Origin of the sequence: Paenibacillus amylolyticus, from assembly GCF_036894225.1 — a bacterium.
GTDB lineage: Bacteria > Bacillota > Bacilli > Paenibacillales > Paenibacillaceae > Paenibacillus > Paenibacillus amylolyticus.
The window spans coordinates 6,539,383-6,562,791 of sequence record NZ_CP145892.1 but is presented as its reverse complement, the minus strand read 5'-3'; the positions used below and the strand labels follow the sequence as shown (position 1 = coordinate 6,562,791).

General features: G+C 47.9%; 24 protein-coding genes. 21 read left to right on the top strand and 3 right to left on the bottom strand.

What is annotated here, in order from left to right:
• Window positions 1–145: 145 nt before the first annotated feature.
• Together V6668_RS28890 and V6668_RS28885 are read right to left on the bottom strand one after the other, a co-directional pair.
• Window positions 146–724 (bottom strand): NAD(P)H-dependent oxidoreductase, encoded by a 579-nt coding sequence (locus tag V6668_RS28890; protein WP_036606617.1) that lies wholly within the window; start codon window positions 722–724, stop codon window positions 146–148.
• 312 nt (window positions 725–1,036) lie between these two features.
• The gene (locus V6668_RS28885; protein WP_036606709.1) at window positions 1,037–1,627 is read right to left on the bottom strand and encodes a TetR/AcrR family transcriptional regulator; all 591 of its coding nucleotides are present in this window, start codon (window positions 1,625–1,627) and stop codon (window positions 1,037–1,039) included.
• A gap of 160 nt (window positions 1,628–1,787) precedes the next feature.
• Between V6668_RS28885 and V6668_RS28880 the strand changes: the two genes are divergently transcribed.
• The 10 genes from V6668_RS28880 to V6668_RS28835 all read left to right on the top strand — a co-directional run bounded on the left by V6668_RS28880 (window position 1,788) and on the right by V6668_RS28835 (window position 10,525).
• Entirely contained in the window at window positions 1,788–2,771 is a 984-nt protein-coding gene (locus tag V6668_RS28880; protein WP_051447006.1) for a phosphotransferase family protein, read from the top strand.
• Window positions 2,772–2,789: 18 nt separating this feature from the next.
• A complete protein-coding gene (locus V6668_RS28875) occupies window positions 2,790–3,788 on the top strand; it encodes a glycosyltransferase (protein ID WP_076329250.1) in 999 nt (332 codons plus the stop codon).
• A 53-nt stretch (window positions 3,789–3,841) separates the two neighbouring features.
• Window positions 3,842–4,126, top strand: coding sequence for a YesK family protein (locus tag V6668_RS28870; protein ID WP_036606621.1), 285 nt, complete (start codon window positions 3,842–3,844; stop codon window positions 4,124–4,126).
• A 113-nt stretch (window positions 4,127–4,239) separates the two neighbouring features.
• The gene (locus tag V6668_RS28865; protein WP_179086570.1) at window positions 4,240–4,401 is read left to right on the top strand and encodes a hypothetical protein; all 162 of its coding nucleotides are present in this window, start codon (window positions 4,240–4,242) and stop codon (window positions 4,399–4,401) included.
• A gap of 98 nt (window positions 4,402–4,499) precedes the next feature.
• Window positions 4,500–6,581: a ribosomal protection-like ABC-F family protein gene (gene abc-f / locus V6668_RS28860; protein ID WP_036606623.1), complete on the top strand. Its 2,082-nt coding sequence runs from the start codon at window positions 4,500–4,502 to the stop codon at window positions 6,579–6,581.
• Between the two features lie 393 nt (window positions 6,582–6,974).
• A complete protein-coding gene (locus V6668_RS28855) occupies window positions 6,975–7,442 on the top strand; it encodes a hypothetical protein (RefSeq protein WP_081745842.1) in 468 nt (155 codons plus the stop codon).
• Window positions 7,442–7,726, top strand: coding sequence for a hypothetical protein (locus V6668_RS28850; protein ID WP_036606625.1), 285 nt, complete (start codon window positions 7,442–7,444; stop codon window positions 7,724–7,726). Before V6668_RS28855 ends, V6668_RS28850 begins: the two co-directional genes overlap by 1 nt.
• A 4-nt stretch (window positions 7,727–7,730) precedes the next feature.
• On the top strand, window positions 7,731–9,134 hold the full coding sequence (locus V6668_RS28845) for a glutathionylspermidine synthase family protein (protein WP_036606627.1): 1,404 nt from the start codon (window positions 7,731–7,733) through the stop codon (window positions 9,132–9,134).
• Window positions 9,116–9,520: a DUF350 domain-containing protein gene (locus V6668_RS28840; RefSeq protein WP_017691702.1), complete on the top strand. Its 405-nt coding sequence runs from the start codon at window positions 9,116–9,118 to the stop codon at window positions 9,518–9,520. Before V6668_RS28845 ends, V6668_RS28840 begins: the two co-directional genes overlap by 19 nt.
• Before the next feature lie 57 nt (window positions 9,521–9,577).
• Window positions 9,578–10,525 carry a nucleoside hydrolase gene (locus V6668_RS28835; protein WP_338707291.1) on the top strand — a complete coding sequence of 316 codons (948 nt, stop codon included), beginning with the start codon at window positions 9,578–9,580 and terminating at the stop codon, window positions 10,523–10,525.
• Window positions 10,526–10,603: 78 nt separating this feature from the next.
• On the opposite strand, the gene V6668_RS28830 is transcribed toward V6668_RS28835, so the two are convergent.
• Entirely contained in the window at window positions 10,604–11,131 is a 528-nt protein-coding gene (locus V6668_RS28830; RefSeq protein WP_081745843.1) for a heme-degrading domain-containing protein, read from the bottom strand.
• Window positions 11,132–11,309: 178 nt separating this feature from the next.
• On the opposite strand from V6668_RS28830, the gene lspA reads away from it, so the two are divergent.
• From lspA to V6668_RS28775, 11 genes are all read left to right on the top strand, one after another.
• Window positions 11,310–11,801: a signal peptidase II gene (gene lspA / locus V6668_RS28825; RefSeq protein ID WP_036606631.1), complete on the top strand. Its 492-nt coding sequence runs from the start codon at window positions 11,310–11,312 to the stop codon at window positions 11,799–11,801.
• 529 nt (window positions 11,802–12,330) lie between these two features.
• The gene (locus V6668_RS28820) at window positions 12,331–13,521 is read left to right on the top strand and encodes an ABC transporter substrate-binding protein (protein ID WP_422395295.1); all 1,191 of its coding nucleotides are present in this window, start codon (window positions 12,331–12,333) and stop codon (window positions 13,519–13,521) included.
• A gap of 24 nt (window positions 13,522–13,545) precedes the next feature.
• Entirely contained in the window at window positions 13,546–14,412 is an 867-nt protein-coding gene (locus tag V6668_RS28815) for a carbohydrate ABC transporter permease (protein WP_036606633.1), read from the top strand.
• Window positions 14,412–15,239, top strand: a complete 828-nt coding sequence (locus V6668_RS28810; RefSeq protein ID WP_076251848.1) for a carbohydrate ABC transporter permease — start codon at window positions 14,412–14,414, stop codon at window positions 15,237–15,239. The genes V6668_RS28815 and V6668_RS28810 overlap by 1 nt, the downstream gene beginning before the upstream one ends.
• 329 nt (window positions 15,240–15,568) lie before the next feature.
• Window positions 15,569–17,341, top strand: a complete 1,773-nt coding sequence (locus V6668_RS28805; RefSeq protein ID WP_338707289.1) for a sensor histidine kinase — start codon at window positions 15,569–15,571, stop codon at window positions 17,339–17,341.
• Entirely contained in the window at window positions 17,331–18,125 is a 795-nt protein-coding gene (locus V6668_RS28800; protein WP_338707288.1) for a response regulator transcription factor, read from the top strand. The genes V6668_RS28805 and V6668_RS28800 overlap by 11 nt, the downstream gene beginning before the upstream one ends.
• Before the next feature lie 114 nt (window positions 18,126–18,239).
• Entirely contained in the window at window positions 18,240–19,559 is a 1,320-nt protein-coding gene (locus V6668_RS28795) for an extracellular solute-binding protein (protein WP_036671596.1), read from the top strand.
• Window positions 19,560–19,597: 38 nt separating this feature from the next.
• Window positions 19,598–20,479, top strand: a complete 882-nt coding sequence (locus V6668_RS28790; RefSeq protein WP_036606643.1) for a carbohydrate ABC transporter permease — start codon at window positions 19,598–19,600, stop codon at window positions 20,477–20,479.
• Between the two features lie 193 nt (window positions 20,480–20,672).
• A complete protein-coding gene (locus tag V6668_RS28785; protein WP_338707287.1) occupies window positions 20,673–21,560 on the top strand; it encodes a carbohydrate ABC transporter permease in 888 nt (295 codons plus the stop codon).
• A gap of 61 nt (window positions 21,561–21,621) precedes the next feature.
• Complete coding sequence (locus tag V6668_RS28780; protein ID WP_338707286.1) at window positions 21,622–21,765, top strand: hypothetical protein; 144 nt, start codon at window positions 21,622–21,624, stop codon at window positions 21,763–21,765.
• Between the two features lie 31 nt (window positions 21,766–21,796).
• Window positions 21,797–23,206, top strand: coding sequence for an MATE family efflux transporter (locus V6668_RS28775; protein ID WP_036671595.1), 1,410 nt, complete (start codon window positions 21,797–21,799; stop codon window positions 23,204–23,206).
• Window positions 23,207–23,409 lie beyond the last annotated feature (203 nt).

The window sequence follows — 23,409 nt, the reverse complement described above, 5'->3', positions numbered from 1 at the left end:
GTTAAACTAAGATTACAATTGAGCCACTTGCGGATTACAGGACTATCTTCGAATTGCGCGTATCCCCAGAATTTTGATTTAACTTAAAACGTGAAAATCTGGAGAGAAGCATATACTTCCCATGAGGCTTTTTTGCAGAAATCTTTTACCCCATCTTCCGCCCAAGCTGCTCAATCTTATCAAGCCAATTCTTTCTCTGTTCATCTGACTTTTTACCAACTTGATCTACAGGTGTTATCCGCACAGGTTTGATGCCAGTCAGTGCAAATGTGGAGATCTTCATCATTTTATGTGCGGGCTCACCCTGGAACCATTTGAAATACCAGCTTGGGCCATCCATGGTAGTGATCATGCGAGCGGTGCGGCCTTTGAGCAACTGATCTGGAAAAGGTTTACCTTTTTGATACTTGAAGGCGTAACCTGGCATAAAGATTCGGTCAACGAAACCTTTCAGCAGGGCAGGTGGTCCTCCCCACCAGATTGGGAATACCCATACAAGATGCTCGGCCCACTTGATTGCTTCTTGGGCCTCCAGCAAATCTGGTTCAAGTGGAAGTTTATTACGATATCCTCCCTCCAGATTCATGTTGAATGCCAACTCGTTAAGGGTGATCATGCGGACGTCGGCACCAGCCTGCACCGCACCTTTTCGGTAAGCCTCGGCGATTGCACCGTTGTAACTGGGAGAGACGGGATTGCCTTGAATAATTAATATTTTTTTCATGGAAGATGACACGTCCTGACTATTTTAGTTAATGAACACTAACCTCATGTGCAAAAAGAAAAGGTCACGTATGACCCGGTAATCCATCTGTATATCCTGATGGTATGTTGACGATTCTCTTTTAGAAGTTATTCAACAAGTCCGCCTTTGATTACGAATCATGCCTAGCGGCATAATCCGCATCGAATATGGGATTCAGCCGAAATAAGAGGGGTGCTTACGAAGGTTGTTTCCTTCGGAAACAATGTAGTTGCTCACGTCGTTTTCCCTACACTCCGCTACTCCATTTCTAGCTTCATCCCATCTCCATCGTTACTTCTGAGATAAGTGCCCCAACATTGATGCAAGCCGGTGAACCGTTTCCCCCGTATAAGGTACCAACAGCTCCGGTAGCTCACCTTGCATACTGGAGACCGCCATGCGTGTAATTGCACCGATCACCAGAACGGCTGTGAGCCGTGAATCCTGCTGAGGCAGTTCGCCCCGCATCATTCCCTGATCGATCAGATCCATCAACGCATCCAACGGCTGACGGTAATCCTCGCTGCTTCCGGCTTCAATGAATATTTCATGATTCTGTGAAATCAGTAGCAGTCCGTAGGGATCTTCATCATGCAGATGGAGAACCTCGGTAACCAGTTGCTTGAAGCGTTCCAACACCGGACCTTCCTGTCGAACATACCCGTCAATCAGTGCAGTATAGTCGACACAGTATTGGGTGAAGGCTTCCAGGGCAACGGCATCTTTGTTTTTAAAATGTTTGTAGATCGCCGCATCGGTTACTCCGGCGGCGTCACCGATCTCTTTGACGGATATGCCGTCAACGCCTTTGGTTGCGAACAAGCGCATCGCCGCTTGTAGGATATCTTTCTTTTTGCTATCCACATGAGATTTGTTCTTCATGATTGTATAGTAAGTGATTACTAACCAAAATGCAATAAGCAATTTTGAAACTCTGAATTGAGACACTGAATAAGCTCTTACGACCAAAGCTTGCAGGCTTGTGAGCGGCAACGTATGATGAATAGAAATCAACATCGGAGTAGCAGGGAGAACGAAATGGATGGTGGGTAGCGTGAACGAAGAGTTGGATGCATACAGCTGGGTGACGCCCGAAGGAATGCTGAATGATCACTATATAACAAGCCGCGAGCAGTTGTATAAAGGAATAAACGGACGATATGTGGAGCGATTCACGATTCCTACCGGGGGCAGTTATATTTTCAAACCACTGACGAATCCTGCGCAGCATGGACGGGAACGATGGATGTACGAGCATGTGATGTCTGGCTTACCACCAATCTATCCGCAACTCATTGCAGCGTCGGATCTTACCATTGCTCCAGCACAGAGCTGGATGATCTACGAGGATTTGGGGCAACTGGTGCATGATTCGCAAGAAGCGACGATGCTCGGCGCAGCGGCACATATGGCAGTATGGCATGCGTTGTCTGTCACGGATTGGAGCGAACTGCCTCGCGTGGGCCAGAAACCGCCCATTCACACAATGCTGGATGAGTTACAAATGCACAGACAATCTACGGATGAATTTTTATCCAGGCTGGATATGCAGCTGTCCGAATCCGATTGGGACAAGATCTCCAGGTTGATCCTCATGGCAGAGGAAGAACTTCCAACCGTTTTGTGTCACGGAGACCTGCATCCAGGTAACATGGCGGAGGTGGACGGCAGACTGGTCATCTTGGACTGGGAGCATGCCCATCTGAATGCGCCATTGTGGGATATATTTCACCTAGTTGATCTCTCGCATCCGCTGTTTCCCAGAACGGTTACGCCTGCATTGCGAGAGCGGGTTATGGATGTTTATTTGGACAAACTGGGGAGCCTGGGCATGCAGATTGAACGGGTTTCTTTTGCAGAATGGTACCACGCCTATGCTATTGTATTCTCGCTCTGGATGCTGCGTTTAATTGACGGTGATCTGAGAAGTGAGGAATGTGTGTGGCCGAAGGAACAGCTGCGAAGCCAATGGAATGAGACGGCAGCGACGCTGGAGCAGTGCATGAAGCATATGGGTGAGGAATAGAAATGAGGGGTGAGAAGCTTGCGTAAAGTCGGACTTGTTATGCGTAAAATTCAATTCACGGAAGCTCAGGGGCCGCGCGTATTTGCGGATAGGCTGAAGCAGATTGGTCTGGAGTTGGGCGTGGATATCGTGTTCATCTCGCCGGAGCGTCATGTCAGTGGATACGACTGGTTGCCTGGTTATGAGCATGAGAAAGGTGACCTGGTGAACTACGATATCGTGCTGGACCAGATTCATAGCCATAATATAGAGCATGTTATCTACACCGTATCCGGGTTTACATTTTTGAAGATGTTCTTACCGAAAAGTGTATTGTTCCCGCACAGTTTCCCCGATCCCGCGCTAACGGGATATGAGATGATGAAGCCATTTTATACGATGGTGGATAAAGCAATTGTACAGACGGAGTTTTTAAAAACAGAACTGGGTCGCAATTTCGGTGTACATGACGTGAACGTTATTCCGATTGGCTTTAGCGAAGAGCTGGCGAACCGGCACTATGATCCGAGCCAGGTTGTGCATAATCGGGTGCTCTGGATCGGTCGGGATGAGGCGAACCGTCGCCCGGATCTAGTTTTGGAATACGCTCGGCAGAACCCGGACAAGGAAGTATATATGGTGTTTGGCGGTGTACGCTATAAGGAAACCATGAAGAAGTACGACATTCCTGCCAACGTGAAGCTGAAGTTTGCGCTCACGCAGGATGAGATATTTACGTTGATAAACTCATCCAAGGTGTATTGGAACTGTTCGGCCTTTGATACCTTTGCGATGCCGCTGACGGAAGCGATGGCCATGGGCAAAATGGTCGTGAAACCGGAGCATGCTTGCTACGGTCACATTCGATCCACGCATGCCTTTGCAGGCAACGAGGATAACTGGTTTGAACTGGTGAACATGGCTGCGGCTGCGCCGCGCAGTGTGTCAGAAGACAACCGGAAGTATGCCTTTGGTGCTTTTTCGCGCACGAAAATGAAAGAAGGGTACCGGAACTTTTTCTCAGATTGGTTGAAGTAACGTAAGGTCTGTAACAAAGGGCTTAATCCATCCAGCAACAGGAGGGGAACCTTATGGAAGTACTGATCTTGTGGACATTGGGAATGTGGGCGGTGCTGCTGCTGATTGAATGGCTTATTTACCGATTGCAAGGACGGCGAATGACGTGGGTTCAATATATATTGCCATGTGTGGCCTTGCTCGGCGGTGCCGTTGTAATCATGATCAGCATCGATATTGGCGGGTGGAATGGCATCGGATATGCCCTGCTTGGCGCATCACTGGGTACCTCGGGAATGTTAACACTTATTACGGTGGCGATCAGGGATGTAATGCTTCGGCGACGGGGCAGGAATTAAGCGTAAGAATGAAACTACTGTACAGTATGATTGAATTGGGCGAAGGGATGGTTGCGGAAACGCATTCGTCTGTGATATATTGACATTAATTATGACAAGGGAGGTGAAGACAGGTGAATCACGAGATGCTTAACAACCGTATTAGCCAGCTGCCGATTGCTATGGCTGGCATTGTTCATACTTTTCTGACCAACGGGAGAAGTCTGTCCAATTTTGAATATACGGAAGTTAACATTTGCGAGAAGATGCCTGCCTTGACCTCATTCGGACTATAAGCGATATTGCTTGAATTCTGAAGGGCCGCGGAGCTAACCTCCTGCGGCTCTTTTTGTGTTGCGGTCAGGATCTTCCATACCATAGGAGGAACCTTATTATGATAATGATTAGCGCGCAACAACTGACTCAATACCACGGAGCACATCTGGTGCTGGACGGCATTACGTTTGAAATTATGGAAGGTGACAAGGTCGCCCTGATTGGCCGCAACGGAAGCGGCAAGACCACACTTATGCGCCTGATGGCAAGACTGAACAAGCCGGATGAAGGGCAATTGATGATCAAGAAAGATACACGAATGGGATATGTGGCTCAGGTTCCAGAAGGATTGGATGACCATACCGTACTGGATGTACTGAGTCTTGGATTCAAGGAGCTTATGATATGTCGCACGCAAATGAAGGAAATGGAGCAGCAGATGTCCGATCCGGCATGTGCAGCAGACCCTAATCAATTGGAGCGCCTGCTGAAACGCTACGCGGCACTGCAAGACCAGTTCGAGCGTGAGGGTGGATATGAAATGGATGCCCGGATCGATCAGGTGGCGGACGGTTTGGATATCGCCAAGGCACACTATGGTTGGCGCTTTGGTTCCCTGTCTGGTGGGGAGCAGACTCGGGTGGTGCTGGCTTCACAGCTAATCGTAAGACCCGACCTGTTATTGCTGGATGAGCCGACAAACCATCTTGATCTGGAGCGGGTTGAGTGGCTGGAAGGATTTTTACGAGAATATCCCGGCACCATTGTCCTGATCTCGCATGATCGCTATTTTCTGGATCGGGTCGTGAATCGAACACTGGAGCTGGAGGATGGAGAAGCGGAAACATCTGCTGGCGGTTATACGGAATATATGAAAGTGAAGGAACAACGGCTGTTGCAGCAATTCGAGGAGTTCAAGGAGCAGCAGAAGGTTATCAAAAAAATGAAGGAAACGATCCGCCAGTTAGAGGAGTGGGGTCGTGTGGGTGGCAATGAAAAGTTCTTCCGGCGGGCGGCTTCGATGCGTAAAGCCATCGAGCGGATGGAGCAGGTGAAGCGTCCTGTACTGGAGCGCCGCAATGCCGAGTTCGATGTGCGTCCTACGGATCGAACGGGTAAACGGGTAGCGGTATTGGAACAGGTCGAGAAGAGCTATGGCGAGCGTGAAATCCTGCGCGGAATCTCGGGTCTGTTGGAATATGGGGATAAAATTGCACTCATTGGACGCAATGGCTCCGGCAAGACGACCCTGTTCAAGCTGTTGCTTGGTGACGAGCAGCCCAATGCGGGCAAGCTGGAGTGGGGAGCACGCGTGGATGTAGGGTATCTGGCTCAACAGGAGGAACCCACGAATCCAAAGCTGAACGTACTCGAATACTTCCGTCTGGAAGCAGGCGTGGAAGAGGGAGAGGCTCGCGGAATTCTGGCCCGATACCTGTTCTATGGAGCGGATGTATTCCGCTCTGTCGGGCAATTATCTGGTGGGGAATGGACGCGTCTGCGGCTAGCTCTGCTGGTGCAGCGCAAACCCAATGTACTGTTGCTCGATGAGCCAACCAACCATCTGGATATCGCATCGAGAGAAGCGCTGGAAGAGTCACTGGTTGATTTTGAAGGAACCGTACTTGCCATCTCGCATGATCGGTACTTCGTCAATCGCCTCGCTTCCCGTGTGTGGGAACTGGAGGACGGTCAGATGACCGCTTACCTGGGAGACTATGAGGCGTATCGTGAGAAGAAGCTTGATTTGCAAGCTCGTGCGGCGGCGACAACTCAGGCTACAGCAGGCGTGGGCGTTTCTTCTCGTGGGAACACCAAGTCAGAGATGAAGTCAGGTTTAACGTCCGCGCCCGGCGGGACTGCCAGATCAGGGAAGAAGCCAGGAGCAACCTCGACAATGAACGGATCCACTGTTGTAGCTGCCGGTGGAAGTCATGACCATAAAGCTTCTACTGAATCAGGTAAGGCGTTGACTCCTTCGGCAGCAACTGCATCGAAACATAGAAGTGGCAGTGGCAACCAACAATCTGCGGAGAAGCTGGAACAGACGTTGGCTCGTCTTGAGGCAGAGATTCAGGTGCTGGATCAACAGTTGGAAATGGTGCAGAACAATCCGCTTGAACTGGAACAAATCTGGAATGATCGCGAGCAATTGTCCGCTGAATATAATGATGTATTGGCACAGTGGGCTGAGTTATAAGTCAGAATGGCATGAGCATAAGATTAAAAAAAGTGCGGTCGGAGAGTCTTCTCCGGCCTTTTTGAACTGGATTACATACCAAAAGTAGAAAACAGTATGTTATTTCCTGCTTCGTTAATCGGAGAACGAAGGTAGCCAACATGTTCTTTATTACATGTCATGGTGAATAGAATCAATTTCATAAATCACTAAAAATGGAGTTTTGTAACTAGACATAGACAAATTAAACCATTTTGATCTATGTCTAGCCTTGATTTGAAGCAGCTAAAGGTACTATGAAATTGATTCACTAGTGTAACTTTTTTCCTTCTGATGCGTTAAATACGTTTGTATGAATTGAAACGGCTCACCTAAGAGCTCGCAAAAAGGGAGGTTATCGGTATCTATTATTCATTGACGTATCGGAGTTGGTCGGATGATCGACAGGCGGAGACGGGAGTGCTGGAACAGGCTTCAGTCACACGAGATGAACTGTTCATGCGCAAACTGGTGGATGCCACCTTGGTGAAAAACAAACTCTGGGCGCATCTGTCCAATGAATGCCAGGATGGGCGGGAACATGCAGTATATGTAACGCCATATGACCAACAGATGCCGGACGAGTACGGTGCAGCCATTGCGGATGCTGCGCTGGCGATGTGCAAAATGTCTTCCATGTACAGCCCAGAGTATATGTTGTGGAATGGAAGTTCGTTTCAGGAGTTGGAGCTCATAGCTTCATCCACCTATACAATGGAGCTTGCCGAGCAACTGCTGGACCATTACATGGTTCGCGGTGGCAAGACGTATGAGTTCCTGTATTCCGTGCTGGATGCGGATCGCAAGAAAGTGTTGTTTTATATGAAAGAGGTGGATCTGTAATGAGTGACCAAGAGCGGGGGCAAGCATCGAAACCCGGATCAAAAGCAAAGCTGGTTGCTTTCTCCCTGATGCTGGCGGTTCCTGCCGTGTTATCCGGTTGTGCTAGCAACAATGATGAATGTGACCCGGAGTATGATACCGGATGTGAATATGATTCCAGCAGTGGGCACTATTACTACGGTGGGTCGTCGTATCGAAGCAATAAGGACAGTAACAGCTCCTATAGCAAATCCAAGTCCAAATCAAGCGGCTTCGGTAGCTTCTTCCGCAGCTCGGGAGGATAACCGGATGAGGCAAGTGGTTCAACTGCCGTTAAGTCACGAAGAGGTATTTCAGGGTGAAACGGAACAACAGATTCCATATCATCGAATGTACGGGAAGCAATATTGTGTGCCAGCATTAACGGTCTACTCTCCCTCGGAGGTGCTGGAACTGCATACCGCAGCCGAGGCGGTAGACGGCATTTACTGTAAAGTGATGCGATTTATCCAGCAATATATGCCGGATTCTTTTTTAGAGCATCAGTTGGGTATTCATCCGGGGCTTATCCCGGCGGCACGTATGGAGTTGGTAACTGGAGGCATTACCCGTCAGGACTGGATTATCGGAGAAGCTGGGCCCAAGTGTATTGAAAATAATACGGACACGCCTACTGGCATACCGGAGGCTGCTGCATTGGAAAATATCCTGGTCGGTCTTGCTGAGGATGCCGCGTTAACTGCGCCATCTGCCGAGATGGATACACGTATTCGGGAATGTTTCAAGATGTGGCTGGAATTCTATACAGAGCAGGGATTAAAGGGTCCGGTGACATTCACTTCTTTTGGCGAACATGTCGAAGACCGAACGAATACGGAATACCTGATGAGACGTTGTCAGGAAGCGGGATACGAGGTTTTCTATGCTCCACTTGAGGAACTGGAGATTGTTCCGGGAGAGGCGCTTTACCATAGGGGGCGGGAGATTAACTTGCTGTATCGCCTTTATCCACTGGAGTATCTGATCGATGATCGGGATGAGACGACAGGGGTGGACATTGGTGCTGCGCTGCTTGAACTTGTACGTGAGGGAAGATTGGGCCTGATGAATCCCGTTCAGCATGTGCTGATGCAGAGCAAAGGCTTCATGGCAGCAATCTGGTCACTTTACGAGCGTAACGAGCAAACCCCAGAATATTGCGGGTTTACCCTCTTTGATGAAGCAGAGATGGACGTGATTTCCCGATATCTGCTGCCCACCTATTTTTCGGCAGAGCCTTTCGAGCTGAACGCCACGCCATATGTAGCGAAGAGTTATTGGGGGCGCGAAGGCAGAGGAACTCTTTTGCTGGATGAAGGAACGGACAATGCCTTTGGAAAGCAGGATATGGAGCATCCTCTTAACGAGGCGCTGGAATCCAATCTTGCATCTGGGGCAACAGACGAGGATGAAGAGATCACAGCTTATTACGAAAATCAGCCCAAAATCTATCAGCAGCTGGTTCCGATGGAACAGGTTGTGATCGAGACGGAAGCTGGAGCATACAGCGGCTATCTGCTTACAGGGGTGTTTGTTATCGGTGGGCGTTTGGCTGGGATACTACCACGGGTCGGGGAGAAAGTAACCGGAGATATGGCCTATTATTGCGCGGCTACGGTTAGTGAACGGATGAATGATGAGGAGGAGAAGAAGGAATGGAAAACTTGGGATTAAACCTCGTGAATGTGGCGGTGGGTGTAGGCATTCTGCTGGTGGTATTGGTATGTGGATATTTCGCTTTTAGCAAATTGACCCGGTATAACGATAGTGAGGAAATCGCCAAAGGTAACGAGGCGGCAGGCATGTACATGGGCAGCAAATTACTGGGACTGTGTATTATTGTGGGCATGGTATCTTTCTCGACGCATTCGTGGTTGGATATGCTGCTGTGGTCGGCGTTTGGAATTATTGTGCTGTGCCTGGTCTATATTATATTTGATTTCCTGATTCCAAAAATGCGGGTGTGTGACGAAATCGCACGAGGTAATATGGCGGTAGCCCAGCTGCTGCGTTCGATTATCATCGGCGTTTCCATCGTCATTGGTACGTTTTTGATGTAAAATAAGACATAGTGTTTTATGGAGTTTACTATTAAACGGAAGAAGGAGCGCGGCATCATGAGAAGAGTCATCATCGATACAGATACAGCAGGAGACGATACGATTGCGATCCTGACAGCATTGCATCACTTTCAGGTGGAGGGCATCACCATTACGGGCGGTAACGTACAATTCGACCAAGAGGTTGAAAATGCCCTGTACACGGTACAGGTTGCTGGACATGGCGGCAAGGTACCTGTGTATAAAGGTTTCGAACGTCCGCTAATGGCCTACGGTAAAGCTCAGCACCGGACAGTGGAAGATGTGCATGGCGATGATGGTATGGGCGGCGCGCATTTCCCGAAGGCAGATCACCGTCCCGAGAGCGGGCATGCGGTTGATTTTCTCATTGAGAAGGTGCATGCACATCCAGGCGAAATTGAACTTCTGGCTATTGCTCCACTGACTAACATTGCGATGGCAATTCAGAAAGACCCCACGATTATCCCGGAGATTGCTCACCTGTACATCATGGGCGGAACGAATAATGCACTGGGCAATATTACACCGGCGGCGGAGTATAACTTCTACGTGGACCCGGAAGCAGCGAAAATTGTACTGCATGCAGGCATTCCAATCACGATGGTTGGTTGGGAGATGTGCACGCAATATTCAGTGATGGACGATGACGATCATGCAGAGATTGCGGCTCTGGGTACATCGGGTGCCGATTTCTTCACTGCAATCAACAAAGTGGTTATGCAGTTCAACAAGTCGGTACATAAACTCAATGGCACCACTCATCCCGATACGTTGTTGATGGCTGTAGCCGCGGATGAATCCATCATGACCAAGTCGGGTCAATATTATGTGGACGTGGAAGCGGCAGGAGAACTGACACGTGGATATAGCGTGGTCGATATCAACGGACGTTTTGGCAAAGAGCCGAATGTACGTGTCTGTGAAGCCATCGATCGGCCCAAATTCAAATCTATGCTGCTGGACGTTCTCTCGGCGATCCAATAAACGCAGGAATTTAACTACAGGAAAAAGAAGAAAATCCGTGCCTATCCCAGGTACGGATTTTTTATTGCCCATTTTAATCTAATCTTGCTGCAACAAAAACGAGCGAATGCCTGTCGTGACCAGATCATGGTCTTCCTCATCAGGCAGACCTGATACCGTAATGGTGCCGACTTGTCCCTCATTTTTCAGAATCAGCGGGAAAGCGCCACCGGCTAGGACATAGTCCGATGAAGGCAGATTGAAGTCTTGTTCAAGTGTCTGGTTTTCACTTCTCAACCGCAGAGCCGTGTGCCAAGAGCTGGATGAGAAATGATTCACTACGTTGTTCTTGCGGCGAATCCAGTCTTCGTTGTCGGGATGAGTGCCTTCCATCGCATGCAAAAAGAGGCGATGCCCCTCCAGGGTGATGTCGATGGTCACGGCTTGGGAGCGACGCTTCGCTTCTTCGACCAGATGCTGGCCAAGTTGGAGTGCTGTTTCAGAATCAAATGTGTCAAATACCAAGTCCTTTTCTTCCTGTTGCATTTCCTTTAATTTCTCTGTCGTGGTCAGGTTCAAATTACAGGCATCCCCTTTACGTATATGATTGATGTCTACATTCGACATGGATTGGTGTAGTCCCTTCTGGATGCAGTCTGAACGATGTTAGTGAACGTTATTTGCGTGGTTAAAGACCGTTCATTTGGAGACCGTACATCGGCTGTGTTAAAGTGAAGGGAACCTAATATACATAACTCTTAAAGTTAAAATAAGTTATTGCTACGTAGGCAGGAGGAGAAGCACGATGCTGTTTTATTTTGTAGCACTGCTGGTGACTTTGGTGGACCAGGGAACCAAGATTGCAGTGAGGATGTATATGGAAGTTGGCGACGTCATGAGACTGGGTAACTCGGGCATGCAGTTACAGCATTACGAGAACAGTGGAATGGCTGGCAGCATGTTTCAGGGAAATGCGCGTCTGTTCGGTGTGATTGCTGTTCTGTTCATAGCGGGCATGCTGTATTACCGGAGTAAAGGTGAGATTCGCGGTTTCTGGATGCAAGCTGGCGCGGGTTTTATGGTCGGCGGGGCTTTAGGAAATGCGATCGATCGATTTATCTATGCCCGGGTAACGGATTTCCTCGTATTTCCGTCAGGACGCGGGATTTTGAATCTCGCTGATGTTGCAATTAACATCGGTGTGGTCATGATTATCATCGGCATGTTGATTCGTGCATATCAGAGTTATCGGGCCAAGCGTTTACGTAATGCTTTGCCGAAAGCAGAACGTTCGTAATAGGTTGGATAAAAGCGTTACAGTGGCTGAATATAAGCTTATTAAATGAGGGACATTGGATATTATCCAGTGTCCTTTTTGTTATGCCCAATTCGGGTCATGGGAAGAACTGCCGTGATTCATTTTTACCGAAACCGTTTTAGGAATAATAAAGACCTATATCATCCATTCAGATTGAAGTTAGTTTGGAAGGATTAACCAAATGGTTATTTCACTATTTTTATGGGTAAATCTTTACGTATATAAAGTGAAACTAAGATATACACGAACACGGAGAGTGCAGAACCAATCTGAAGAAGCGCAGCTAAAAGCTTTCTGAAAGAAAGCTACTTCGAAAGCATACGCTAAAAACCGGATTTTCCCTTTGAGGAAGGGAATCAAAAAAATCTGGGGATAACAACGATCGGAAGATGGTACTGCAATCGGAGTGACACTGTGTAAATCACATTAGTTCAATTTATTAAGCTGAGGGAGGTACAACATGAGAACAACGCTTACCAAGGCTCTCGGGACAATGTTGCTGTGTGGAATGATGGCTGTACTTTTATCTTCCTGTACCAGTGGAGATAGCGCGAATGGCAAAGTGCAGATTGAATTTTTCCAGAACAAGCCTGAAGCCAAAACAACCTTTGATGAATTGATCAAGACGTTCAACGCGGAGCATAACGATATTCAGGTGACCCAGGTGAATCCGCCAGATGCGGAGACGGTCTTAAAAACGCGTGTAGTCAAAAATGATATACCGGATATTATGGCCATGGGTGCAACCGACACCTATTCCATTCTGGCCCAGAGTGATATTTTCACCGATCTGACGGACAGCTCATTACTCCAGACGATTGATCCGAACTACATACAAATGCTGAAGGATCTCACAGGCATGGACGAAGTGACAGGTATTCCTTACGCGACTAATGCAAACGGCATCATGTACAACAAAACGCTGTTTAAGGAAATGGGATTGGACGTGCCCAAGACGTGGGATGAACTCATTGCGACCGCCCAAAAGATTAAGGATGCAGGTGAGATTCCATTTTACTTCACATACAAGGATGACTGGCAGACGAGCCTGCCGTTCAATGCACTAGCTTCCAATCTGGTCGGTATTGATTTCTACCAAGAGCGGCGAGATAACAAAGTGACGTTCAAGGAGAAGTACCGCGAGGTAGCTGAGAAGCAACTGGAACTCATGAAATACGGTCACGGCGATAACTTTGGTAAAGCTTATTCGGACGGTAACCGCGCTTTTGCTAACGGTGAAGCCTTTATGTACATCCAGGGAACCTGGGCCATCTCGGAGATTCGCAAAGCGAACCCGAGTGTTGAAATTGGTTTCTTCCCATTCCCAACAGGCAACGATGCAAGCGAGATCAAGCTGGTGAACGGGATCGACTCCCTGTTTACCATTGCGGAGGACACGCCTAATCGCGAGCAGGCAGAGACGTTTATTGCGTTTCTATTAGAGCCTGAAAATATCGGAAGATACATTGACGAACAGACGCTGTTCTCTGCGGTAGAAGGCGTGAAGCAGGATGATCCTGCCGTACAGGAATTGATGCCTTATATCGAGAAGGGCAAGGTTATTGACTTTCCCGATCACTATATTCCGGCTGCCGTGCAGCTGAATTCCATCGTACAGTCCTTTTTGCAGAACCAAAACATCGACAACTATCTAGATACACTCGACAAAGAATGGGACAAGGTTGCTAATCGGCGCTAAGCCTTGTCAGAAGGAGGATGGAGTATGAACAAGCGTATCGCACCCTATTACTGGATGACGGTTCCGGCAGTCGTGTTGTTCTTTGTGTTTATGACGCTGCCGGCCCTCCAGGGCATCTATTATTCATTTACGAATTATAACGGTTTCGGGAAAGAATATGATTTTGTTGGTTTTAAAAACTATTTCAACTTGTTCCAAGATGACAATGTAGGCAATGCCTACTGGTTTACGTTCAAGTTCGCGATCGTGGTGACGATCCTGACCAATATTCTGAGCTTACTCATTGCACTCGGGCTGAATGCCAAGATTAAGTTCCGTAACTTTTTCCGCGGCATCTACTTCCTGCCCAATATTCTGAGTGTACTGATCGTAGGTTACATATTTAACTACCTGTTCTCCAACGTATTCCCGATCTGGGGACAAAATCTGGGCATCAACGCGCTATCCACCAACATTCTTGGCAGCGAGAGTCTGGCTTGGATCGGTATCGTCATTGTTGCAGTATGGCAATCGGTGGCCCTGAATACAATTCTGTATTTGGCTGGTCTGCAAACGATACCAACGACACTGTACGAGGCTTCCAACCTCGACGGTGCAGGCAAATGGCGTGAATTCTGGAGTATTACATTCCCGCTCATTGCTCCATTCTTCACCATTAATATGGTGCTGGCGATGAAAAATTCACTTATGGTCTTCGACCAAATCGTAGCCTTGACCAACGGTGGTCCCGGACGGGCGACGCAGTCCATCTCCCACTTGATCTATACCGGTGGATTTGAGGGCGGCGAATATGCATATCAATCTGCGAACTCGGTTATTTACTTCATCGTTATTGCGGTGATTTCAATTCTGCAAATCCGGTTCCTGCAAAGAAGGGAGATGGATCTGTAATGAGAAGCCGTACACGAATCAATTGGCCCGTTATGCTGCTTGTTGTGTTGGGTACCTTGTTTATCCTGTTCCCATTGTATATGACCGTTACAATAGCTTTGAAAAATCCGGAACAGATGGCCCAATCGGTCTTTGCCATTCCGACAACACTTCACTGGGAGAATTTCGCGAGAGCCATCGACATGACAAACTTCTTCCAATCGTTCCGTAACAGTGCAATCGTTACCGCATCCACCGTGCTTTTGACGTTGCTCAGTAACTCGATGGTAGCCTATGCGATTGCGCGGAATATGGAGAAACGCAAGTTTTTCAAAGGATTGTATTATTACTTTGTCAGCGCGATGTTCATTCCATTTCCAATCATCATGCTGCCGATTGTTAAGCTGACCGCATCGCTGGAGATGACAAATCTGGTAGGTCTGATCCTGCTTCACACGGTTTATGGCTTGGCATTCAACGTATTTGTATACGTTGGCTACATCCGGTCCATTCCGGTAGCGCTTGAGGAAGCGGCGTTTGTAGATGGGGCGACAACTTGGGGCACGTTCTGGAAAATCATTTTCCCGCTCATGGCACCCATCAGTGCCACGGTTGGTATTCTGACATGCCTATCCACGTACAACGATTTCTTGCTACCACTCATTATTATCAGTGATCCGGGACAGTACACGCTGCCGCTGGTACAGTATGTATTCCAAGGACAGTTTAATACTGAATTTAACCTTGCGTTTGCATCCTACCTGCTCGCGTTGCTGCCGATGATTATCATCTACCTGTTTGCGCAGAAGTGGATCATCAACGGGGTTACCCAAGGGTCCGTGAAATAACTGAAGATGTGTCACAGAGAAGGATATGTGTGAAGGGATATGAACAAAGAGAGGTGGACTTTAAAAGTCCCCTCTCTTTTTTTGATCCTTGTCATTTAACGTTTGGGAACTATTCGGGAGGATTGATTAACCTGTAAAACTATGCTATTTTTTAGTCGTTAGTTTAATCGGTAAACAAAGACTAAGAGAGAAGAAGAGTAAGGTTCATTTCTGCAAGCGCTTTAACGAGAAGAACTGAATACGTAGATAATCCGGCATCGTTTGTACCCAGTCTTCAAGAGCACGGGCGTAAGGTGGTGGGTTCTTTTACATGCCAAAAAGAGAGGAGAATGGGGAAGTTGCACGGGAAAAAAGGACATTTCAACTCACTTCGCAATCAGATCTTCATTGGTTTTGTTATGGTGATGCTTGTTGTTCTGCTGCTCGCAGGCATATCGGCTTATGATCGGGTAGCTGCCCTGCTGAAAAGCAATGCGGAGAAACATATTCACCAAACCGCCGTCCAAGCCAGTGGCAGATTGGATGCACTCATTGCACAAGTGAATTCGCTGACCGCCCAGGTGGCGGATGATTCATACGTGCAGCGTCTGCTCAGCGATGAGAAGCAAGGTAACCCGGCCACCTTTAATCAGCGCCAAGCTCTCTTGCAGATTGCAGGCAGTTATCAGTCTTTCATTAATGGCGCGCAGAGTATGGAGATATACACTACGGGTTATAACCGCATCTTTCCGATGGATGACCGATCCCTCGATCTCAGAGTGGAGCGCAACTGGATCAACCTGGCGGATGAAGGAAAAGGCAGACTGGTATGGGCAGGCGCTGACCCTGAAGATCCGGGTGTGCTCCTGGCTATTCGGCGGATTAACCTGCTGGATCATTCTTTCGAACACGGAGGTTATGTGGTGGTGCGGATGCAGCGTAGTTTTTTTCAACTCAATGATTCGAATGGGGCAGATGGTTCGCAGGACTCTATCATGCTCTTGGATGGGGCAGGCGAAGTGGTGACTTCTGATCTGGAGATTAATCTCGATCCAAAGGCCATATTGGACAGCGGATCAGTCGTGCAGAACGGGGAGGAATCCTATATCGTCGTCAGGCAAAAATCGGAGTTAACGGGATGGACACTTGCTGTCCTGACCCCGTTGCGGGAGACAACGGAAGGTGTATCCATCCTGAGAACAGCGTTGCTCGTCTCGGGAATGATTGGTGTTGTTCTGTTCCTTATCATGTCCTTCTTCCTGTCCACAATGATTACACGTCCACTCATACGGCTGATGCGGGCCATGCGCAGTGCAGAGCCGGGAGCAATGAGACCTAATCTAATGGTTAGCTCTACGATGGAGATCAATGAACTTAACAACGTATATAACCAGATGGTCTACAGGCAGAATGAATTGACCCGTGTGGTTCATGAGAAGGAAGTCATGCAGTCCCGGGCTGAGCTGAAGGCGTTGCAGTCTCAGATTAATCCCCATTTTTTATTCAACACACTGGAGGCATTCTATTGGTCCCTTGAGGAGAAGGGAGACGAGGAGATGGCACGTATGGTTGTGGCGATGTCCCGATTATTTCGTTATATCATCTCCAGTTCGCAGCAGGATGAATGGGTTACGATTGCCAACGAGCTGGAACACGCCGAGCGTTATCTTCAAATTATGCAGATGCGGTTGGGAGAGAGAATGCAATGGGAGATTCAGCTGAGTGATACGGTGCGTAAGGTCGCAATACCGAAACTGCTCATACAGCCCTTAGTGGAAAATGCGATTCTCCATGGGATTGAAAGTAAACTGGGACCGGGAAAGATAAGCATCCATGTGGATGCTTTGACAGAGAAAAATCTGGTTTGCATTAAGGTTCGGGATGATGGTCCCGGTATGGATGAATTACGGCTTCAAGCTGTCATTCAAGCTTTACATGGTGGCCCCCCTGTATCTAACAAGGGTACAGGTGTAGGTCTAATCAACGTACATCGGCGACTGATGCTTTACTTTGGCAGCCAACTTGGCGAACGTTGCAAGCTTTCCATAACAAGTAAGGTTGGGGAAGGGACTGTCATTTGCTTTGAGATTCCCATGGGAACGGAGGGTGCATATGATTCATGACAAAACAATTCTTATCGTGGATGATGAGCCGCGTACAAGAGAGGGTATTCGCAAAATACTGGAGGGATGGTCGGCAGGACGAAATCACATTCAGACTGCAGAAAGTGGCGTCGAGGCTGTGGAATGGCTCAAGAAAAAGCCGGCAGATCTGTTAATAACGGATGTTCGCATGCCGGAATTCTCTGGCTTGTCTCTGATTGAAGCCATTCAACATTTTTCGAACAAGCCTGTTGTCCTGATTATGTCGGGACATGCCGATTTTCAATACGCCCAGCAGGCCATTAAGTTGGGTGTTGTGGAGTATATGTTGAAACCGATTGATAAGGAACAATTGCTGCAGACCGTCGAAAAAGCCCTAAAGTTCAGCGAACAACAGCGACGTATTCAAACGATGCAAGAAATGGTTGACCCGAAGCTGCTAGATGTTAAGGAGCGCGGAGAACAGAGGCTCAATAGCCAGATCAGTGAAGCTTTGACCTATGTGGATGCTCATCTGGGTGAACATGTGACCATGCGTGAAATCGCTGATCTACTCCATCTAAACTCCAGTTACTTCAGCGTATTGTTTAAGGAACAGATCGGCATCAATTTTAGTGAATACCTTACCCGCAAACGCATTCAGCGCGCGAAGGAGTTGCTTGTGCAGACAACGATGCCAATCTCGGAGATTGCGGAACAGGTGGGTTATCAGACGGATAAGTATTTTATCACAGTATTTAAAAGCCTTGAGGGGCTAAGTCCAAGCAAATATCGGCATTCCCTATCTGAACGAAATAACAAATAACCTCAAAAAAGTGGAGTTTTTCCAAATTGTTTTGGTCTTATAGGTGTGATAGGCGCGTGCTACAATTTGGTTAAAGCGGTTACATTAACCGATAAAACCAAGGGGGTTGGAATAATGAGCAAAAAGACGATGGCCATTCTTCTGTCATGGACGCTGGTTCTCGCCGTAATTTTATCCGGATGTAACAGTTCAAGTTCGGATGAAGAGGGTGAAACAGGCAGCAACGGCACAGATGGGAAAGTAACCCTCAAATTTATGCACCTCTGGCCAGCAGGCAGTTCCGCACAGCAAAACAAACTGGTCAACGATATCATCAAGCAGTATCAAACGGATCATCCGAATGTAACCATTAAGCAGGAAGTGCTGGAGAATGAACAATATAAGAACAAATTGAAAATTCTGTCGGCATCCAATGAACTTCCCGATGTGGGTGTAACTTGGGCTGCTGGATTTCTGGAGCCTTATGTAAAGGGGAACCTGTTCGCACCGGTCGATGATCTGCTGAGCGACTCGCTGGGCGAGAAATTCATAGCCGGTACAACAGAAGCTTATGCCATAGACGGCAAAACATATGCGTTACCAATCGAGTTGAATATCTCCCCCATTTATTATAACAAAGCCATTTTTGCGAAATATAACTTGCAGCCGCCAGCAACGTACGATGAATTCCTGAGTGTGCTGAAGACACTGACAGAGAACGGTGAGGTGCCGATCGCACTGGGCAATAAAGACCGCTGGACCGGCTCACTCTGGTATATGTATCTGGCGAATCGGTTAGGTGGAGATGCACTGGAAAAGGCCATCAATGGCTCTGGCAAGTTTGACGACCCTGCGCTGACTCAAGCTGCTGCCGAGGTACAAAAACTGGTGGATATGAATGCTTTCAACAAAGGCTTTAACGGGTTGTCTAACGATGAGGGCAAATCCGAATTCATGAACGAAAAAGCTGCTATGTATCTGATGGGTACCTGGGAACTGCCAAACTTCACGACTAACCCGGACATCCCGCAGGAATTCAAAGACAAGATTGGATTTTTCAAATTCCCAACAATGGAAGATGGCAAGAGCGATATTAATAGCTGGGTAGGTGGTCCAGGTGTAGGGTTGTTCGTGGCCCAGAACTCCAAAGTGAAGGAAGAAGCGCAGAAGTTTGTGCAATACTTTGTGGAAAAATGGGGTGAAAGTTCGGTAACTGAAGCAGGCGTCATCCCGGCTACCAAAGTGGATACGGCGGCAGTACAGTTGCCACAGCTCTATATTGACCTGCTGAACGAATTGAATCAGGCCAGCAGCCTTACGCTCTTTGCAGACGTACAGATGAAACCGGCAGCCGCTCAGGCCCATCTTGACATGATTCAGGCATTGTTTGGCAAAGCGGTAACACCGGAGGACTTTGTGAAGAATCATCAGGCTGCAATTGATAAAGGCAATTGACGTACACACGTTTGAACGCTTGAAGGGAGGATAATGTGATGGACAAAGTCATGTCCAACCGTCTCGTTGCTGCGTTGTACGTGCTTCCTGCACTGCTTCTGCTGCTGGTCTTGGTGTACATCCCGATCGTGCTCACCGGGTATTATGGGTTGATGCAATGGGACGGGATCGGTGCAATGACCTTTATTGGATTGGATAATTACGCCAGACTTCTTCAAGACGGAACATTCTGGCAGAGTGCGAATCATACCTTTTTGCTTGCTTTGTTCTCTGCGCTGAGTCTGATCGGTTATCTGATGATCGCTTTGGTGCTGTCAGGCAAGATCAAGGGGGCCAATCTGTTCCGTAAAATATATTTGATCCCGATGCTGCTGTCTTCGGTCGCGATCGCCCAGTTATGGCTGAAGATCTATCATCCCAGCAATGGTGTGCTAAACACCTTTCTGGAAGCGATCGGCTTCAGCAATCCGCCAGCCTGGCTGGCGGAGCCATCCCTGGTGTTGTATGCACTGTTCGTGCCGATTCTATGGCAGTATGCAGGCTTCTATATTTTGATCTATTATGCGGCCCTCAAAAATATTCCGGAATCTCTGGTGGAAGCAGCCCGGATTGATGGAGCAAGCCCTTGGCAGATCGCTTTTCGAATCAAGCTGCCCCTTATTACAGAAGTCATCAAGGTGACTGTGGTACTGGCTGTGGTAGGCTCACTCAAGTATTTTGATCTCATCTACGTGATGACCGATGGCGGACCGAATGGTTCCAGCGAAGTGATGGCCTCCTATATGTATCGTCAGGCGTTCCGTAGCTTCGACTTTGGTTACGGCAGTGCTGTAGGGTTCTTCCTGCTCTTGATCTGTCTGCTTGTTACCTGGCTGCTTCGAAAAGCGACAGCATCCAAAGATACGATCCAGTATTCCTGACGCTAGTTCGTGTCTGAAAACTCGCTGAAGTGCATCCTTTTACCGCCTTTTCGCCCCCTGCTGCGTCACTTTCCCTTGACGTGCCCCGGCACGCCTGCGGAAAATTTCCTTGCTTGGAACGAAAATTCGGCAAAATCTGCCACCTTCGGAGTTTCCAGACACGCCCTAGTGAAATGAAAGGAGGTCCATCCCGGTGAAGACGGATACGGCTGTAAGATTACCAACTTACCCGGGGACAAGCCGAGGTTCGGCATGGTTAAGGAGATTCGGATATGTTCTGCTGTATTTCCTCTTGTCCCTGGTAGCTTTGCTGCAAATTTTACCTTTGGTATGGCTACTGTTGTTCTCGCTTAAAAATAATCAGGAAGTATTCGACATGGCGCCTTTTTCCCTTCCTGCTACTCCGCGTTGGGAAAACTATGTCAAGGTATGGACAGAGGGAAATATCAGCTTGTACTTCTTCAACAGTGTATGGATTACGGTGGTCTCGGTGGTGATCACCGTGCTGTTCGCCAGTCTGGTGACCTTTGCCATTACACGTATGCGCTGGAAGGGTCGTTCGCTGGTGCTGGGGCTATTTATGGTGGGTCTGATGATCCCTGTACACTCCACGTTGATCCCGCTGTTCAGCTTGTTCCTGAAGCTTCATCTCACAGATCATCCTTTGTCAGTCATCCTGTCTTATATTGCCTTTAATATGCCAATTACCATTATGATTCTACTTGGATTCTACTACGCGCTCCCCCGGGAAGTGGAAGAAGCCGCAGTGATGGATGGTTGCTCCGTGCATCGGATTTTCTTTCGGATTGTGCTGCCGATGACGTCTTCGGTCATTTCCACAACGGCGATCATTAACATGATCTATAACTGGAATGAATTCATCTTTGTTAATACGTTCATCAGTACAGATTCGTACAAAACCCTGACTGTTGGGGTACAGAACTTTATTGGTCAATACACAACGGATTGGGGAGCCATTGGTGCAACGCTGATGATTAGCATTATGCCAATCCTGATTGCTTTTCTCATCTTGAGTAATCGAATTGTGGAGGGCATTGCTGCGGGTTCTGTTAAAGGTTAAAAGGTTGAGGGTCCAAGGTCCTTCCATTACTTGCTTAAAAGCGAGTTGGGAGGGGCCTTTTTTGTCTTCTGAAACATCTGATAAGCTTACGGAAATGGGGCTTTATGAAAGTGGTGAAAATACCTATTTATGGAATTACAAAAAACTTTCAACTATTTTCGCAAAACTACTGCATTTTCAAACCACCTGTGCTAACATACCCTAAGAATTAAAGCCCACATGGGAAAGGTGAGAAAATGACAGCAATATCCTCAACCAAAGAGTCCCTTCGTTCTGATGCCAAGGATCTGAATCTGATTCGACTTACATGGCCTATTTTCTTGGAACTCTTCTTATTTATGTTGATGGGGAGCGTGGATACGCTCATGCTCAGCTCGGTATCCGATAATGCGGTCTCCGGCGTTGGAGCAGCCAATCAGATTATTTCTATCGCTATCCTTGTATTGGAAGTCATTGGACATGGTGCTGCGATTGTAGTCGCACAATATATCGGATCCAAAAAGTTAAGTGAAGCAGCACAAGTTACGGGTAATGCGATCACACTGAATCTTATCGTAGGTCTGGTCCTGAGCGGAATCTTCCTTCTGTTCGGAGGACATTTGTTATCACTCCTGAACATTCAAGGCGAAATTTATGATTTTGCCCGTTCGTATATAAATATAGTCGGTGGCGGTATCTTCCTTCAGGCGCTCATTAATGCGCTGGCTGCGACGATTCGTACACATGGTTACACCAAAGAAACGATGTATGTTGCTGTATTCATGAACGTGATTCACGTTGTTGGTAACTATGCATTGATCTTTGGCCACTTCGGCCTGCCGAAGCTTGGGGTGGAAGGGGCAGCGATCTCCACGGTGGGAAGCCGTTTTATCTGCCTGCTGATCTTCTTCTGGTTGTTGTATCGTGTGAGCGAGGTGCGGGTGGATTTTGAATACTACATTAAGTTATCCAAGAAATTCATTGGCAAAATTCTGCGGATTGGCATTCCGTCTGCGATGGAATCGATGGTATATCATTCCTGCCAGCTCGTGTTCACGCTGTATGTGACCTATCTGGGCGCAGAAGCTATGGCAACCAAGCAGTATGCGGGTAACATCTCCAGCTATATCTACTTGTTCAGCATGGCAATTGGTATGGGGACATCGATCATTGTAGGTCGGCTTGTGGGTGCGCGGCGTAAAGACGATGCGTACAAACGTGTTTTTGACAGTGTAAAATGGGCCCTTCTGGCCACGGTTATCATTGATGTAATCATCATTTTTTTCCGTGTGCCACTGATGAGCATCTTTACGGATAATCCGGAAATTATCAAGCTGGGGGCTCAAGTGATTCTGCTCAGTCTTTTGCTCGAAACCGGACGTACCTGCAATATAGTGATCATTGGTTCCTTGCGTGCGGCAGGGGATGCAAAATTCCCGGTATACATGGGTTTGATCTCCATGGTCTGCATGAGTCTGCCACTGGGATATCTGCTCATATTCAAGCTTCATCTGGGACTCGCTGGTGTGTGGCTTGCCATTGCGGCGGATGAGTGGACCCGCGCGGTCATTATGTACTTCCGCTGGAAGAGTAGAGCTTGGGAGAAACATGAACTGGTGGAACATGATGACGAAGAGGTTGGTGCACAGCCGGTACCGGCTGTCTGACGAAGAATGATGTGCGGATAAACAAAGCAAAGATATAAATGAACCTGCTGTAGATCAATGAAGTGGCTCTACAGTAGCCACAGGGCAGCAGTTTCCCAGAAGAGTCAATTACGGACAGGATTCCATCCGTGATTGGCTCTTTTTTTCGTTATTGATAGAGGACAACCGAAGTGAAGATAGCAAAAATGATCAAAACGGCGGTT

Excerpts from the sequence above, each read along its gene's own strand:
- V6668_RS28890 (WP_036606617.1), bottom strand. The coding sequence starts at position 724 with ATGAAAAAAATATTAATTATTCAAGGCAATCCCGTCTCTCCCAGTTAC.
- V6668_RS28885 (WP_036606709.1), bottom strand. The coding sequence starts at position 1,627 with ATGAAGAACAAATCTCATGTGGATAGCAAAAAGAAAGATATCCTACAA.
- V6668_RS28880 (WP_051447006.1), top strand. The coding sequence starts at position 1,788 with ATGGTGGGTAGCGTGAACGAAGAGTTGGATGCATACAGCTGGGTGACG.
- V6668_RS28870 (WP_036606621.1), top strand. The coding sequence starts at position 3,842 with ATGGAAGTACTGATCTTGTGGACATTGGGAATGTGGGCGGTGCTGCTG.
- abc-f (WP_036606623.1), top strand. The coding sequence starts at position 4,500 with ATGATAATGATTAGCGCGCAACAACTGACTCAATACCACGGAGCACAT.
- V6668_RS28850 (WP_036606625.1), top strand. The coding sequence starts at position 7,442 with ATGAGTGACCAAGAGCGGGGGCAAGCATCGAAACCCGGATCAAAAGCA.
- V6668_RS28845 (WP_036606627.1), top strand. The coding sequence starts at position 7,731 with ATGAGGCAAGTGGTTCAACTGCCGTTAAGTCACGAAGAGGTATTTCAG.
- V6668_RS28840 (WP_017691702.1), top strand. The coding sequence starts at position 9,116 with ATGGAAAACTTGGGATTAAACCTCGTGAATGTGGCGGTGGGTGTAGGC.
- V6668_RS28835 (WP_338707291.1), top strand. The coding sequence starts at position 9,578 with ATGAGAAGAGTCATCATCGATACAGATACAGCAGGAGACGATACGATT.
- V6668_RS28830 (WP_081745843.1), bottom strand. The coding sequence starts at position 11,131 with ATGTCGAATGTAGACATCAATCATATACGTAAAGGGGATGCCTGTAAT.
- lspA (WP_036606631.1), top strand. The coding sequence starts at position 11,310 with ATGCTGTTTTATTTTGTAGCACTGCTGGTGACTTTGGTGGACCAGGGA.
- V6668_RS28820 (WP_422395295.1), top strand. The coding sequence starts at position 12,331 with ATGATGGCTGTACTTTTATCTTCCTGTACCAGTGGAGATAGCGCGAAT.
- V6668_RS28815 (WP_036606633.1), top strand. The coding sequence starts at position 13,546 with ATGAACAAGCGTATCGCACCCTATTACTGGATGACGGTTCCGGCAGTC.
- V6668_RS28810 (WP_076251848.1), top strand. The coding sequence starts at position 14,412 with ATGAGAAGCCGTACACGAATCAATTGGCCCGTTATGCTGCTTGTTGTG.
- V6668_RS28805 (WP_338707289.1), top strand. The coding sequence starts at position 15,569 with ATGGGGAAGTTGCACGGGAAAAAAGGACATTTCAACTCACTTCGCAAT.
- V6668_RS28800 (WP_338707288.1), top strand. The coding sequence starts at position 17,331 with ATGATTCATGACAAAACAATTCTTATCGTGGATGATGAGCCGCGTACA.
- V6668_RS28795 (WP_036671596.1), top strand. The coding sequence starts at position 18,240 with ATGAGCAAAAAGACGATGGCCATTCTTCTGTCATGGACGCTGGTTCTC.
- V6668_RS28790 (WP_036606643.1), top strand. The coding sequence starts at position 19,598 with ATGGACAAAGTCATGTCCAACCGTCTCGTTGCTGCGTTGTACGTGCTT.
- V6668_RS28775 (WP_036671595.1), top strand. The coding sequence starts at position 21,797 with ATGACAGCAATATCCTCAACCAAAGAGTCCCTTCGTTCTGATGCCAAG.